The sequence below is a fragment of the Streptomyces sp. NPDC088747 genome (genome assembly GCF_044751025.1).
Taxonomy (GTDB): domain Bacteria; phylum Actinomycetota; class Actinomycetes; order Streptomycetales; family Streptomycetaceae; genus Streptomyces.
In genome coordinates this window covers 758,116-772,222 of sequence record NZ_JBIVKZ010000001.1, presented here as the reverse complement: position 1 = coordinate 772,222, position 14,107 = coordinate 758,116, and the positions used below count along the sequence as shown (strand labels likewise).

The following is a 14,107-nucleotide window of genomic DNA, read 5'->3' as shown; positions in this document are numbered from 1 at the left end:
TCCCCCGGGCGGGGGAGACGGTTTCCACCCGCGGGGGAGGTGACGGCCCCTCACGAGCGGCCACGCTGAGGCCATGACCAGCATCGACGTCCAAGACCTCACCAAGGAGTACGGCCGCGAGCGTGCCGTGGACGGGCTCACCTTCAGCGTGCTCCCCGGCCGCGTCACCGGATTCCTCGGTCCCAACGGCGCAGGCAAGTCCACCACCATGCGGCTCGTGCTGGGCCTTGACCGGCCCACCTCCGGCACCGCCACCGTCGGCGGCCACGCCTACGCCACCCTTCGGGAACCCCTGCGCCACGTCGGCGCCCTGCTCGACGCGCAGGCCCCGCACGGGTCCAGGACCGCCCGGGACCATCTACGGGCACTGGCCGCGAGCAACCGCGTCCCGGAGCGCCGCGTGGACACGGTGCTGGAGGAGGTGGGGCTCGCCTCCGTCGCGCGGCGCCGGGTGAGGACGTACTCCCTGGGGATGCGTCAGCGGCTGGGCGTCGCCGGCGCGCTCCTCGGGGACCCGCCCGTGGTGCTGCTCGACGAGCCGGCGAACGGGCTGGACCCCGAAGGAATCATCTGGATGCGGGAGTTGATGCGCACCCTGGCCCGCGAGGGCCGCACCGTGTTCGTCTCCAGCCACCTCATGAACGAGACCGCGTCCTACGCCGACCACCTCGTCGTCCTGGGCCGGGGCCGGCTGCTCGTCGACACGCCCATGCGGGGCTTCATCGACACCCGTGTGCAGCCCCGCGTACGGGTGCGCACCACCGACGACGGAGCGCTGCGCCGCCTGTTCGCGGACCGCGGCATCGAGGCGGTCGAGGCGGTCGAGGCGGCCGGGGCGGTCGAGGGTGAGGGCGGACGCTGGACCGTCCTCCACGCGCGCGTGGAGGACATCGGGCGCCTCATGTCGGCCGCGGGACTGCCCGTACTCGAACTCGCAGCGGAGGAGGGCACCTTGGAGCAGGCCTATCTCGATCTGACGGCCGCCGAGACCGAGTTCGCCGGCACGCCGTCCCCGACGCAGCCTCAGGAGGCCTGACCATGACGTTCCTGCCCGCGCTCCACTCGGAGTCGATCAAGATCCGGACACTGCGGTCGCAGGTCGGAGGACTGTGCGGCGTCCTTCTCGCCACCGCGTTCTTCTCGGCGCTCGCCGGACTCGACAGCGAAGGCGAGGAGTTCGACCCGCTGTTCTCGGCGTTCTTCGGAGTCAGCTTCGGACAGATCGCCGCGATCACCTTCGGCGCGCAGGCCGTCTCCGCCGAGTTCCAGGGCGGTGCGCTGCGGGTGTCACTGGCCGCGGTGCCCGACCGGACGCGGTGGTTCGCGGCCAAGGCCGTGGCGATCGCGGTTCCCGTACTGCCCGTGGGCCTGCTCACGGGCGCAGTGAGCCTGGCCGTGGGGAGAGCGACCCTCGGGTCGAAGGCCGACGGGCTGACCTGGGGCGAGGGGCTGCGCGGCGTGCTCGGCTGCGGCATCTACCTGACGCTCATGGCCCTGTTCGCGGCGGGCCTCACGGCCGTCCTGCGCAGCGGCGTCGCCACGCTGAGCATCCTGATCCCGTTCCTCCTGATCGTCTCCTTCGTCGTCGGCAGCGCGTCGGCGGGCGTGGCCGACTTCCTGCCCGACAAGGCGGGCCAGGTCGTCTTCCACCAGACATGGGAGGGCCCCCTCGGAGCCTGGACGGGCCTCGCCGTGACCGCGGCCTGGTCGGCGACAGCCCTGGCGGCCGGCGCGTGGAGCATCCGCCGCCGCGACGCCTGACCTGCCGGGGGTGAGTCGATCGCCCCCGGGGCCGGGGTGACCGCCTCGCTCGTCCCGCGAGAGGCCCGCCCCGCTACCCCTCGGCGGCAGCCGCTCTCAGCCGCCCGTACTCCTGTGCCATCGTCGCAGCTGTCCAATGGGCGTTGAGGCCACTGGGGTTGGGCAGCACCCACACCCTGCTGGTGCCGATGAGCCGGTCCTGGGGGCCGATGACGGCCTTGCGGTCGTCGAAGGCCGCCCGGTACGCGGTCACCCCCACGACGGCCAGCCAACGGGGGCGCAGCAGTTCGACCTTGGCGGTCAGCAGCCGTCCGCCCTCGCGGTACTCCTCGGCGGTGAGTTCGTCGGCGCGGGCGGTGGCCCGGGCGACGACGTTCGTGATGCCGAGCCCGTACGACGGCAACTCGCCCTGCTCCGACGGCTTCAGCAGCCGTGGCGTGAACCCGGAGAGGTGCAGGACCGGCCAGAACCGGTTGCCGGGACGCGCGAAGTGGTGGCCCGTGGCCGCGGTCATCAAGCCCGGGTTGATGCCGCAGAAAAGAACGTGGAGGCCGTCCGCGACGACGTCCGGCACCAGCCGGTCGCGGGCGGCCTCCAGGTCCGCGGGGGTGAACCGCGTCAGAGGATCGCCCCCGGCGTGTATCCCGCGGCCTCCGGGTGCTGCTTCACGATCTCCTCGATCCGGCCGAGGACGACGGCGACCTGGTCGGCGGCGGCACCCGTGAAGGACAGCTTGTCGGCCATCAGCTCGTCGAGCCCGGCGCGGTCGAGCGGGATGCGCTCGTCGGCGGCGAGCCTGTCGAGGAGTTCGTTGCGCTCGGCGCCCTGCTCGCGCATGGCGAGGGCGGAGGCGACCGCGTGCTCCTTGATGGCCTCGTGCGCGACCTCCCGGCCGACCCCGGCACGGACCGCGGCCATCAGGACCTTGGTCGTCGCCAGGAACGGCAGGTAGCGGTCCAGCTCACGCGCCACGACGGCCGGGAACGCGCCGAACTCGTCGAGGACGGTCAGGAAGGTCTCCAGCAGACCGTCCAGCGCGAAGAACGCGTCGGGCAGCGCGACCCGGCGTACCACCGAGCACGACACGTCGCCCTCGTTCCACTGGTCGCCCGCCAGCTCCCCGGTCATCGACGCGTAGCCGCGCAGGATCACCATCAGGCCGTTGACGCGCTCGCAGGAACGGGTGTTCATCTTGTGCGGCATCGCGGAGGAGCCGACCTGGCCCGGCTTGAAGCCCTCGGTCACCAGCTCGTGTCCTGCCATCAGCCGGATCGTCTTGGCGGTGGAGGACGGGGCGGCCGCGAGCTGCACCAGCGCCGTCACCACCTCGTAGTCGAGCGAGCGCGGGTAGACCTGGCCGACGGAGGTGAACGCCTGCGAGAAGCCGAGGTGCGCCGCGATCCGCTGCTCCAGGTCCGCCAGCTTCGCCGCGTCACCGCCGAGCAGGTCCAGCATGTCCTGAGCTGTACCGACGGGGCCCTTGATACCGCGCAGCGGGTAACGGCCGAGCAGCTCCTCGACCCTGCCGTACGCCACCAGCAGCTCGTCGGCGGCGGTCGCGAAGCGCTTGCCGAGGGTGGTGGCCTGCGCGGCCACGTTGTGCGAACGGCCGGCGACGACCAGCTCGCCGTACTCACCCGCGAGCTTGCCCAGCCGCGCCAGCACGGCGACGGCCCGGTCGCGCACCAGCTCCAGCGAGAGCCGGATCTGCAACTGCTCGACGTTCTCCGTGAGGTCCCGGGACGTCATGCCCTTGTGGACCTGCTCGTGCCCGGCGAGGTCGTTGAACTCCTCGATCCGCGCCTTGACGTCGTGCCGGGTGACCTTCTCGCGCTCGGCGATCGACGCCAGGTCGACCTGGTCGAGAACCCGCTCGTAGTCGGCGATCGCGGTGTCCGGCACCTCGATCCCGAGGTCCTTCTGGGCCCGCAGCACGGCGACCCAGAGCTGACGCTCCAGCCTCACCTTCTGCTCGGGGGACCAGAGCGTGGCGAGCTCGGCGGAGGCGTAACGTCCGGCGAGGACGTTGGGGATACGGGGCTTTGCGGGCGCGGCAGTCACGTGTACGGATTCTACTGTCGATTCACGCAGGCCAGCGCCGCGGGTGGATTCGTCGGAACCTACGAGAGGGGGCCGGGGCCGGCCTCGCCGTGGACCTACGCCGGCGGATTCTCGTACGGATAGAGGTCGGGGCGCTTCGGCGGCAGACCGTCGCCCGAGGAGCGCCCCGTCAGACGGCGGCCGATCCACGGCAGTAGGTGCTGCCTGGCGAAGCGGACGTCGGCGGTGCGGCGGGAGATCCAGCCGGGTGGATCCGTGGGCGGCATCGGGGTGTGCCAGTCCGCGTCCTCCGGGTCGTAGCCGAGCACCTGCCAGACGGCCTCGGCGACGCGGCGGTGCCCCTCGCCCGTCAGGTGCAGCCGGTCCACGTCCCACATCCGGGGGTCGCCGAGCGAGGGCGCCCCGTACAGGTCGACCACGAGCGCGCCGTGCCGCTTCGCGAGGTCGTCGATGTGGGTGAAGAGCTCCTCCACGCGGGGCCGGAACCGTTCGAAGACCGGCCCGGTGCGGCCCGGGCTGCGCATCAGGACCAGTTGCTCGCAGGCGGGGGCGAGGCGCTCGACCGCCTCCTCCAGGAGCCCGCGGACGCGTCCCATGTCGACCTTGGGGCGCAGGGTGTCGTTGAGTCCGCCGACCAGCGTGATCACGTCGGGCGACATCGCCGCCGCCACGTCGACCTGCTCCTCGACGATCTGTCCGATCAGCTTCCCGCGGACCGCGAGGTTGGCGTACCGGAAGCCGGGCGTTCGTGCGGCCATCCGGCCCGCGAGGAGATCGGCCCAGCCGCGGTAGGTGCCGTCGGGCAGCATGTCCGACATGCCCTCGGTGAAGGAGTCGCCGACCGCGACAAGACTGGTGTAGTTGGCATTCATCTGCATGGCGAAAAAGATGTTAACCCGCTCGCGCGCCCGCCAGCAGGCCGGACCACAGCGTCGCCGCCGTACCCGGGCCTCGGCCTTCCGCGGCCCGGATGGACTCCTGCCGCCGCCCGCCGCGGCACTGCATGCCGCACGCCTCGACGCGGGGCGCCGCACGCCGGCCGGGGCGCCGCACGCCGGGGCGCCCCGCACACCGCCCGCCCGCCGCCCCGCGACGGACGGGCGGCCCTCACACCGGCTGTCCGAACAGCTCCTGGAGCACGTCCTCCATCGTCACCAGGCCCGCCAGCCGACCGTCGCTGCCCAGCACGGCGGCGAGATGCGTACGGCTGCGCCGCATCGCGGTGAGCACGTCGTCCAGCGGCGTGCTCTCACGGACGCTGGCGATGGACCGCATCTCCCGCACCTCGAACGGACGGTCGCGCGGCGTCGCGTCCAGGGCGTCCTTGACGTGCAGATAGCCGACGATGCGGCGCCCCTCGTCCACGACGGGGAAGCGCGAGAAACCGGACTGGGCGGACAGCCGCTCCAGCTCTTCCGGGGTGACGCCCACGCGCGCGTAGACCACGCTTTCCAGCGGCAGTACGACATCGCGGACGGGCCGCCTGCCCAGCTCCAGGGCGTCGTGCAGGCGCTCCTGCGCGCGGTCGTCGATGAGCCCCGCGGCGCTGGAGTCCTTGACGAGGCGGGCCAGCTCGTCGTCCGTGAAGGTCGCGGAGACCTCGTCCTTCACCTCGACCCTGAGCAGCTTCAGCAGCGCGTTGGCGAAGGCGTTGATGGTGAAGATCACCGGGCGCAGTGCCCGGGCGAGCCACACCAGCGGCGGTCCCAGCAGCAGGGCGGTGCGCACCGGCTCGGCCAGGGCGACGTTCTTGGGCACCATCTCGCCGAGCAGCATGTGCAGATAGGTCGCCACGGTGAGCGCGATCACGAACGAGACCGCGTGGCCCGCGCCGTCCGGGACCCCGACGGCGTGGAACAGCGGCTCCAGGAGGTGCGCGATCGCGGGTTCGGCGACGATGCCCAGGACCAGGGTGCACAGGGTGATGCCCAGCTGCGCCGCCGCCAGCAGCGCGGACACGTGTTCCAGCCCCCACACGACGCTGCGCGCCCGCCGGTCGCCGCTCTCGGCGTACGGCTCGATCTGGCTGCGGCGCACCGAGATCAGCGCGAACTCGGCGCCCACGAAGAAGGCGTTCACGACGAGCGTCGCGAGGCCGATCAGCAGTTGTACGACGGTCATCGTTCCCCCTCCTCCTTCTCGCCGAGCGGTGCGTGCAGCAGCAGGCGCGCGGCGCGCCGGCCGGAGGCGTCCACCACGTCGAGCCGCCAGCCGGCGACCTCGACGCTGTCCCCGACCGCCGGGATACGGCCGAGCTCGGTCGCGACCAGGCCCGCCAGCGTCTCGTACGGCCCGTCCGGCACCCTGAGTCCGACCCGCGCCAGCTGGTCGGTGCGGACGGATCCGTCGGCCGAGTACAGCGCCCGTCCGTCGTCGTCCGTGCCGGCCGGGGCCAGGTCGGACAGCTCGTGCGGGTCGTGCTCGTCGCGCACCTCGCCGACGACCTCCTCGACGATGTCCTCCAGGGTGGCGACCCCGGCGGTGCCGCCGTACTCGTCGATGACCACGGCCATCGTGCGCTTGCCGGACAGCCGGTCGAGCAGCCGGTCCACGGTCAGCGAGCCCGGTACGAACAGCGGTTCCCGCATGATCTGGGAGACGACGGTGCGGGCGCGGCGCTCGGCCGGCACGGCCAGCACGTCCTTGATGTGCACGACGCCGACGACCGAGTCGAGACCGCCGCGGTGGACGGGGAACCGGGACAGGCCCGTCGCCCGGGTCGCGTTCGCCACGTCCTCGCAGGTCGCCTGCGCTTCCAGCGCGATGACCTGGACGCGCGGCGTCATCACGTTCTCCGCGGTGAGGTCGGCGAGGTTCAGCGTCCGGACGAACAGCTCGGCGGTGTCCGCCTCAAGGGCGCCCTGCTTCGCGGAGTGCCGGGCGAGGGCCACCAGCTCCTGCGGCCCGCGCGCGGAGGCCAGCTCCTCGGCGGGTTCGAGGCCGAAGAGCCGTACGACCCGGTTCGCCGTGTTGTTGAGATGGGTGATGAACGGGCGGAACGCGGCGCTGAACCAGCGTTGCGGCGTGGCCACCCGTTTGGCCACCGCCACCGGTGAGGAGATGGCCCAGTTCTTGGGCACCAGCTCGCCGACGACCATCAGGAAGACCGTCGACAGCGCCGTACCGATGACCAGTGCCACCGAGTGCGACGCGGCGGCGGAGACACCGGCCGACTCCAGCGGGCCCGCGATCAGCTTCGCGATGGACGCCTCGGAGAGCATGCCGACGACCAGGTTGGTGACGGTGATGCCGAGCTGGGCGCCGGAGAGCTGGAAGGTCAGGTTGCGTACGGCTTTCAGGGCGCCGGAGGCGCCGACCTCGCCGCGCTCGACGGCCCGCTCCAGCTCGCTGCGCTCGACCGTGGTCAGCGAGAACTCCGCCGCGACGAACGCGCCGCAGGCCAGGGAGAGCAGGACCGCCACCAGAAGGAGGAGCAGTTCGGTCATCGGGTCACCTCCGTCCCATGATCGGCCAGGGTCGGGGGGACCGCGCGACGTCGGCCGGCGGCGCGCGGAGCACGGCGTCGGCGGTTGGGAGGCTCGCCCATGGGCGGACGCTCACGCACCTTTCAGAGGGCCGACTGGTCGGCCGATGGTAAAGGGTCGGTAAAGTCGGCTCAGGTGCCGAGGGGTTTCACCCAACGGCGCCACTGCTCCTGGGGCGCATACCCCGCCGCCCGCCACGCATGTTGGGCGCTCTCGTTGCGTTGGAGCACCATCGCGTCCGCGCGCCGCCCCCCGAGGGCGGCGAACCGCTCCTCGGCGGCGGCGAGCAGCGCCGAGCCGATCCCCAGCCGGCGCCGATCGGGATGCACCGCGAGCCGGTACAGATGGCAGCGCCAGCCGTCGAAACCCGCGATCACCGTGCCCACCACCTCGCCGTCGCGCTCGGCCAGGATCAGCGCCTCGGGGTCACGGGCGACGAGCCGCTCCACGCCGTCGCGGTCGTCGCTGATGCTCGTACCCTCGGCGGCCACCTTCCAGAAAGCCAGCACGATGTCCAGGTCGTCGGGCGTCGCGGCCCGTATCCGCAGCTCAGTCATGCCGTGATCCCATCACGCGCGGCGGCGGAGCACGCGGAATTCCGGCATCCGGACCGCGGGTTCACCGCCCGCGCAGCGCCTGGACCACCGTCCCGAACGCCTCCATGTACGGCTCCAGGACGGTCAGATACGAGAACCCGTACCGCTCACGCTGTGCCAGCACCTGCGTGACGATCCGCTCAGGCGCGCCGACCAGCAGGATGGGAAGGTCCAGAACCTGTTCCACCGTCAGATGAGGTAGGCGGGGAAGCAGTTCGCGTACGGCGGCCTCCCGGTCGTCGGTGGGGACGACGAGTTGGACGAGCAGGTTCAGCTCCGCGGGTTCCGCGCGGCCCGCCGCCAGTCGCCGGTACGCCGCCACCCGCTCGTCCAGCTCCTCCGCCGTGAGCGGCGCCAGTGAACCCGTCGTACTGCCCGGCACCGACCGCGCCCCCGTGAACCCCACGATGTCGGCGTGCTCGGCGGCAAGCCGCAGCAGGCGGTCGCCATTGGCGCCGATCAGCAACGGCACCCGCGTCGGCCGCTCGGCCGAGCGCAGCAGCCGGTCCACCTCCTCCACCGTGTACCGGAGATGGTCCACCCGCTCACGGGCCGAGCCGAACGGCAGTCCAGCCGTGTCGTGTTCCGACTGTACGTAGCCGGTGCCGAGACCGAGTTCGAGCCGGCCGCCGGTCAGCGCGTCCGTGGTGGCGACCTCGCGGGCCAGCAGGGTGGGGTTCCAGAAGCCCGCGTTGAGCACGAAGGTGCCGACCCGGGGCCGGCTCGTCGCCTCGGCGGCGGCCACCAGCGCGGGGAACGGCGCGGGCATGCCGAGATGGTCGGGGACCAGGATCACGTCGTAGCCGAGCTGTTCGGCCCGACGGCACTTCTTCCGCCACTCGTCGGCGGGCGCGGGATTCATCAGACTGACGCCGAAACGGAAGGGGCGCGGCATGAACTCTCCTCAGTCCTGATCGACTTGACCCGCGTGCCTGACCGGCGTGCCTGACCCGCCGGGTGGGACTCACTCGTGCGCGATCGCCGTCAGCACGTTCATCCGGGACGCGCGCAGCGCGGGCAGCAGGGCCGCCACGATGCCCACGACCGCCGAACCGACCACCACCGCGATGATCGTCGACCACGGAACGGCGAACGCCGTCATGCCCTGAAGCGCGAGCACCTGCTGTACGCAGACGCCCCAGATCAGCCCGAGCGCCAGGCCGAGGACCGCGCCGAACACGGCGATCACCACCGACTCCAGCCGGATCATCCGGCGCAGCTGACGCCGGGAGAGCCCGATCGCGCGGAGCAGACCGATCTCGCGGGTGCGCTCCACGACCGACAGGGCAAGGGTGTTGACCACGCCGAGCACCGCGATGACGATCGCCAGCCCGAGCAGCGCGTACACGAGGTAGAGCAGCACGGCGATCTGGTCGTGGACCAGTTCCTTGTAGTCGGCCAGGTCGCGCACCTGCACCTGCGGGTACGGGTCGAGCGCCGCGTCGAGGTTCGCGCGCAGCTCGTCCTCGCTCGTGCCGGAGGCCGCGTTCACGTACAGCACGGAGTCCTGGCCGCTCGGCACGTACTTCTCGATCGTGGCGAAGCCGAAGAAGAGGCCGCCCTGCGTGCCGAATCCGTCGGCGGACTCCAGGTCGGTGAGCGCGGCCACCGTCAGTTCGGTCTTGCGGCCGGCCGGGAACTCGACGGGGATCCTGTTGCCGAGGCGTACGCCGTGGTCCTTCGCGAAGTCCGCGTCCATGGCGATGTTTCCGTCGCCGAGCGCCGCCGCGGTGTTCCCCTGGGCGTAGGTGACGCGGGCGACGTCGTCGAGCCGCGGCTCGTAACCCGTGGCGGTCGTCTCGATCCGCTTGCCGTCCGGCAGCCGCACCGCGACAGCCGAGAAGCGCTGGCGGACCACGAGCCCGGCGCCCTCCGTGCCGCGCACCTTGTCGGTGACCTCCTGCGAGAACGGTACGAAGTTGCTGTTCTGGATCACGAAGTCGGCGCCCAGCGTCTTGTCGATCTGCTCGTCGAACGACTTGGACATGGACGCGCTGGCCACCGACATCCCGCCGACCAGGGCGAGGCCCACCATCAGGGCGGCGGCGGTGGCGCCCGTGCGGCGCGGATTGCGCAGGGCGTTGCGCTGGCTCATCCGGCCGACCGAGCCGAACAGCGCGGGGAAGGCCCCGCCGAGGACCCGGATGACCGGCCGCACCAGCAGTGGACCCGCGATCACCGTGGCGATCAGTGTCAGGACGACACCAAGTCCCAGCAGGGAGGCGGACGTCGAGGTGCTCGACGAGGCGACGCATCCCGCGAGCGCGGCGGCGCCGACGGCTCCGACCACCGCCCCGACCACCGCGCGCACCCGCAACGGCCGTCCCACACCGGCGACTTCGACGTCCGCGAGGGCCGCCATGGGGGAGACGCCCGAGGCCCGCCTGGCCGGGAGGAAAGCCGCGACGAAGGTGACGCCGACTCCGACGACGTACGCCGAGACGGGAGTCGCCACCCCGATCACCATCTCGGTGGAGTCGAGGTTCATGCCGAACGCGGCCATGAGCTCGATCAGTCCGGCCGCCAGCCCGATTCCCGCGGCGAGACCGAGCGTGGAGCCCACCAGGCCGAGGAGCAGGGCCTCGGTCAGCACCGACCGGCGCACCTGACGGCGGTCCGCGCCCAGGGCGCGCAACAGGCCCAGTTCGCGCGTGCGTTGGGCGATCAGCATCGAGAAGGTGTTGACGATCAGGAAGACGCCCACGAGCACGGCGATTCCGGCGAAGCCGAGCATGACGTACTTGATGACGTCCAGGAATCCGCCGAGCTGGGCGGCGGCGTCCTCGGCCTGCTCGTCCGCTGTCTTCAATTCGTATGCGCCCGAGCCGAGTTCGGCGGCGATGCGCTGCTTCAGCACGGCGTCGGTGACGCCGGGGGACGCGTCCACCGAGATGCTGGTGGCGGCGTCCGGGCTTCCGAGGAGCTGGTCGGGAGCGGTCGCGCTGTCCAGGAACACCAGCGCGGCGCCGGGGTTGGTGGTGGTGAAGGTGGCGATGCCGACGATCTCGACCTTGAAGGTGCCGGGCTGTGCCAGCACCGTCAGGTTGTCGCCGATTTCGACGTCCTTGCTCTCGGCGGTGTCCGCGTCGAGCAGCGCCTCGCTGGCACCCTTCGGCGCACGGCCGGAGGTCAGCTCCAGCGGGCTGCGGTCGGTGAGGTACCAGTCGGTGGCGACGGTGGGCGCGCCGGTGGTCGGCCCGACCGACTCGTTCCCGCTGTCGACGACCGTGATGTTCTCCACCGACACGTCCGCGTGGGAGGCCGCCACGCCGTCGAGTTCCGCGATGCGGGCGGCCAGGGCGGCCGGCACCGTCTCGGCGGCGCCGGAGGGTATCTGGGAGTTCAGATCGTCCTTCGGGCCCACCGTCACATCGGCGGAGGTGGAGGCGAAGAGCCGGTCGAAGGTGCGGGTGACCGTGTCCGAGAAGATGAGGCTGCCCGCGACGAAGGCCACGGACAGCACGACCGCGAGCGCCGAGAGGAGCAGCCGCCCCTTGTGCGCGAGAAAGCTCCGCAGTGTCGCCTTGAGCACGACCGCCCCCTCAGTCCTTGTCGGGGGTTACGTCGCGGGAGTCGCCTTCGGTGGATCCTGGGCCGGTGCCGGTGCCGGTGCCGGTGCCGGTGCCGGTGCCGGTGCCGGTGCCGGTGCCTGTGCTGGTTTCCCTGCCCGCGGCAGTGCCGGTGCCGGGGCCCGTGCCGGGTTGCCCGCCCGCGGCAGTGTCAATGTCCGCGCCGTCGGCGGAGCCGTCCCGCGTCGCGGCACCGGCGACGCCCTCGGCGGCGCGGGCCGCCGGGATCGGGCCGGACTCGGGGTTCTGCTGGTGCCCGGGTCGCCCGGTGGAGCGCCGTAACCGCTCAAGGACCGCGTCCGCCGTGGGCCGCTCGATCTCGTCCACGATCCGGCCGTCCCCGAGGAAGAGCACCAGGTCGGAGTGGGCGGCGGCGCTCGGGTCGTGGGTGACCATGACGACGGTCTGGCCCAGTTCGTCGACCGCCTCACCCAGGAAGCCGAGGACCTCGAGACCGGCGCGGGAGTCGAGGTTGCCGGTCGGCTCGTCCGCGAAGATCAGCTCGGGGCGGGAGGCGAGCGCGCGGGCGCAGGCCACGCGCTGCTGCTGGCCGCCGGAGAGCTGGGACGGCCGGTGCTTGAGCCGGTCCCGCAGGCCGAGCGTGTCGATCACCTGGTCCAGCCACTTCTGGTCGGGCTTCTGGCCCGCGATGTCCATGGGCAGCGTGATGTTCTCGACCGCGTTCAGCGTCGGGATCAGGTTGAACGACTGGAACATGAAGCCGATCCGGTCGCGCCGCAGCCGGGTCAGCTCGCGGTCCTTCAGACCGGTGATCTCGGTGTCCCCGAGCCACACCTGTCCGGCCGAGACGGTGTCGAGCCCGGCCAGGCAGTGCATGAGGGTGGACTTCCCTGAGCCCGAGGGCCCCATGACCGCGGTGAAACGGCCACGCGCGATGTCGACGTCGACCGCGTCGAGCGCGAGCACGGTGGTCTCGCCCGAGCCGTACGCCTTGGTCAGGCCGCGGGCGCGAGCGGCGGAACCCTCGGCCTCCGCCCGGCCGAGAACGTGCTCCGCAGCAGGTGTGGACAAGGCCGCCTCCTCAGTGATGGACGTCCCGACTCCCTTGTCGCGGCAGAGCCTAGTGTGATCCCGGGCACACCCGGTATCCCCCCGAGGTGCCGGGCCCTCTCCGCCCCAGGTCGTGCCCCTGATACCCGTGTAAGGGGCAATCTCCACCTTGAGGACCCCTCGCACGCGTGCACGCCCCCTTGCCGGTGCTAGCAATTCAGCGCTAGCTTCGAGGTATGGCGAAGACTCAGCTGAACGTACGGGTGGACGAGGGCACGGCCCGAGCCGCCCGAGAACGAGCCCTGGCACGCGGGATGAGCGTGAACCGCTACATCGAGGAGCTGGTCAGACAGGACACCGGGGAGGTGGGCCACACCTTCGTCGACGCCGCCGCCGACTTCATGAAGCAGTACGAGTCCGTCTTCGCCGAGGAGTTCGGCACGGACCGCGAGGGCGGCCGGGAGGGCGGCCGGGAGGCCGGGCCGGTGGGCGTCCGGACGGACAGTTTCGAAAGCGCGCGCGAAGGTCGTCGTTGATCCCTTGAGCAGTCTCAGAGTCGACCTTGCCTGGCTCCTCATGATCGCCGAACGGAAAACGCCCGGAGACCCCCAGGTCACCGACTGGGGAGCCCTCGTCGCCGCGGTCAGCCGGCACGAGGCGGAGATATTCGGCATTCCCGTCTACGACAGCCCGCACGCCCGCGCCGCCGCGCTGCTCCAGCTCCTCCTGCACGTACCGGCGCTCGAACGCTCCAACGCGATGTTCGCCTCGGCCGTCGCCTACGGCTATCTCGTCGCCAGCGGCCTCAAGGTCGTCACCTCTCCCGAGCAGGTGCGTGAGCTCGCCCGCCTGGTGAAGGGCGGCGACGCGAGCGTGCACGACATCGCCCAGGAACTCCGGCAGTGGAGCCTATGAAGCCTCGGCCGGGGCGTGGTCCCCTTCGGCTCCGGGGCGGCGGGCGGTGCCCAGCACGCAGTACGAGGTGGGCAGCCGGGGCCCCTTCTCGGGCATCAACAGCCGCCTGTACGGGCCCAGTTCGAACCCCGCGACCCGCAGCGCGGCGATCGGGTCGCGCGCCAGATGGCAGCCGCCGCTGATCCGCGGCCACAGCGTGCGGTCCAGCCCGCGCTGGGTGTACGACATCGCACGCCCGCCGCCCACGCCGTGCTCGAAGAACCGCAGGGTGCCCCCGGGCCGCAGCACGCGCCGCAGCTCGGCGAGGGTGCGCGGCACATCGCGCACGCTGCACAGCACCAGCGAGACCACGGCCCCGTCGAAGGCCTCGCTCTTGACCGGCAGCGCCTCCGCCGAGCCCGGCACCACGTCCACCGGCACCTCGGCGCGCAGGGCCGCCTCGACCGCCAACTGCCGCAGCAGCCGCTCGGGTTCGATGGCGACGACCTCAGAGACGGTGCTCGGATAGCGCCCGAAGTTCAGGCCGTTGCCCGCGCCGATCTCGATGACCCGCCCCGACAGTCCGGCGAGCAGCCGGTCTCGTACGCCCGCCATCCCCATCCGGGTCTCGGCCGCCACGCTGACACGGGCGTAGTAGCGGGCGAACACGGGATGGTGCACGGCGTCCCGTGACGTTCTGCCTGAGCTGCTGGACCGGAGCGGCATGACG

Annotated in this window: 14 protein-coding genes; 4 read left to right on the top strand and 10 right to left on the bottom strand. The window is 71.9% G+C overall.

All coding sequences use genetic code 11. The annotated features are described in order from the left end of the window. Positions 1-73 precede the first annotated feature (73 nt). Complete coding sequence (locus ACIP79_RS03840) at positions 74-1,036, top strand: ATP-binding cassette domain-containing protein (RefSeq protein ID WP_401218853.1); 963 nt, start codon at positions 74-76, stop codon at positions 1,034-1,036. Between the two features lie 2 nt (positions 1,037-1,038). After that, positions 1,039-1,761, top strand: coding sequence for an ABC transporter permease subunit (locus tag ACIP79_RS03835; protein ID WP_401218850.1), 723 nt, complete (start codon positions 1,039-1,041; stop codon positions 1,759-1,761). A 73-nt stretch (positions 1,762-1,834) separates the two neighbouring features. Here ACIP79_RS03835 and mug read toward each other — a convergent pair whose 3' ends face one another. From mug to ACIP79_RS03790, 9 genes are all read right to left on the bottom strand, one after another. After that, entirely contained in the window at positions 1,835-2,383 is a 549-nt protein-coding gene (gene mug / locus ACIP79_RS03830; RefSeq protein ID WP_401219241.1) for a G/U mismatch-specific DNA glycosylase, read from the bottom strand. After that, positions 2,380-3,822, bottom strand: a complete 1,443-nt coding sequence (gene purB, locus ACIP79_RS03825; protein ID WP_401218848.1) for an adenylosuccinate lyase — start codon at positions 3,820-3,822, stop codon at positions 2,380-2,382. Before purB ends, mug begins: the two co-directional genes overlap by 4 nt. Before the next feature lie 95 nt (positions 3,823-3,917). Next, positions 3,918-4,700, bottom strand: coding sequence for an SGNH/GDSL hydrolase family protein (locus ACIP79_RS03820; protein WP_401218845.1), 783 nt, complete (start codon positions 4,698-4,700; stop codon positions 3,918-3,920). Between the two features lie 229 nt (positions 4,701-4,929). After that, positions 4,930-5,943 carry a hemolysin family protein gene (locus ACIP79_RS03815; protein WP_383687516.1) on the bottom strand — a complete coding sequence of 338 codons (1,014 nt, stop codon included), beginning with the start codon at positions 5,941-5,943 and terminating at the stop codon, positions 4,930-4,932. Continuing rightward, positions 5,940-7,268, bottom strand: a complete 1,329-nt coding sequence (locus tag ACIP79_RS03810; RefSeq protein WP_401218841.1) for a hemolysin family protein — start codon at positions 7,266-7,268, stop codon at positions 5,940-5,942. The genes ACIP79_RS03815 and ACIP79_RS03810 overlap by 4 nt, the downstream gene beginning before the upstream one ends. 170 nt (positions 7,269-7,438) lie before the next feature. Continuing rightward, entirely contained in the window at positions 7,439-7,864 is a 426-nt protein-coding gene (locus tag ACIP79_RS03805; protein ID WP_401218838.1) for a GNAT family N-acetyltransferase, read from the bottom strand. A 61-nt stretch (positions 7,865-7,925) separates the two neighbouring features. After that, the gene (locus ACIP79_RS03800) at positions 7,926-8,798 is read right to left on the bottom strand and encodes an LLM class F420-dependent oxidoreductase (protein ID WP_401218836.1); all 873 of its coding nucleotides are present in this window, start codon (positions 8,796-8,798) and stop codon (positions 7,926-7,928) included. A 69-nt stretch (positions 8,799-8,867) separates the two neighbouring features. Then, positions 8,868-11,435, bottom strand: a complete 2,568-nt coding sequence (locus tag ACIP79_RS03795) for an ABC transporter permease (RefSeq protein ID WP_401218833.1) — start codon at positions 11,433-11,435, stop codon at positions 8,868-8,870. Between the two features lie 10 nt (positions 11,436-11,445). Then, entirely contained in the window at positions 11,446-12,504 is a 1,059-nt protein-coding gene (locus tag ACIP79_RS03790) for an ABC transporter ATP-binding protein (RefSeq protein ID WP_401218830.1), read from the bottom strand. A gap of 215 nt (positions 12,505-12,719) precedes the next feature. Between ACIP79_RS03790 and ACIP79_RS03785 the strand changes: the two genes are divergently transcribed. Together ACIP79_RS03785 and ACIP79_RS03780 are read left to right on the top strand one after the other, a co-directional pair. Beyond that, on the top strand, positions 12,720-13,019 hold the full coding sequence (locus ACIP79_RS03785) for a toxin-antitoxin system HicB family antitoxin (RefSeq protein ID WP_401218827.1): 300 nt from the start codon (positions 12,720-12,722) through the stop codon (positions 13,017-13,019). Between the two features lie 4 nt (positions 13,020-13,023). Further along, positions 13,024-13,398: a fic family toxin-antitoxin system, toxin component gene (locus ACIP79_RS03780; RefSeq protein ID WP_383690307.1), complete on the top strand. Its 375-nt coding sequence runs from the start codon at positions 13,024-13,026 to the stop codon at positions 13,396-13,398. On the opposite strand, the gene ACIP79_RS03775 is transcribed toward ACIP79_RS03780, so the two are convergent. Further along, positions 13,393-14,103, bottom strand: a complete 711-nt coding sequence (locus tag ACIP79_RS03775; protein WP_401218823.1) for a class I SAM-dependent methyltransferase — start codon at positions 14,101-14,103, stop codon at positions 13,393-13,395. The genes ACIP79_RS03780 and ACIP79_RS03775 overlap by 6 nt on opposite strands. Positions 14,104-14,107: the final 4 nt, after the last annotated feature.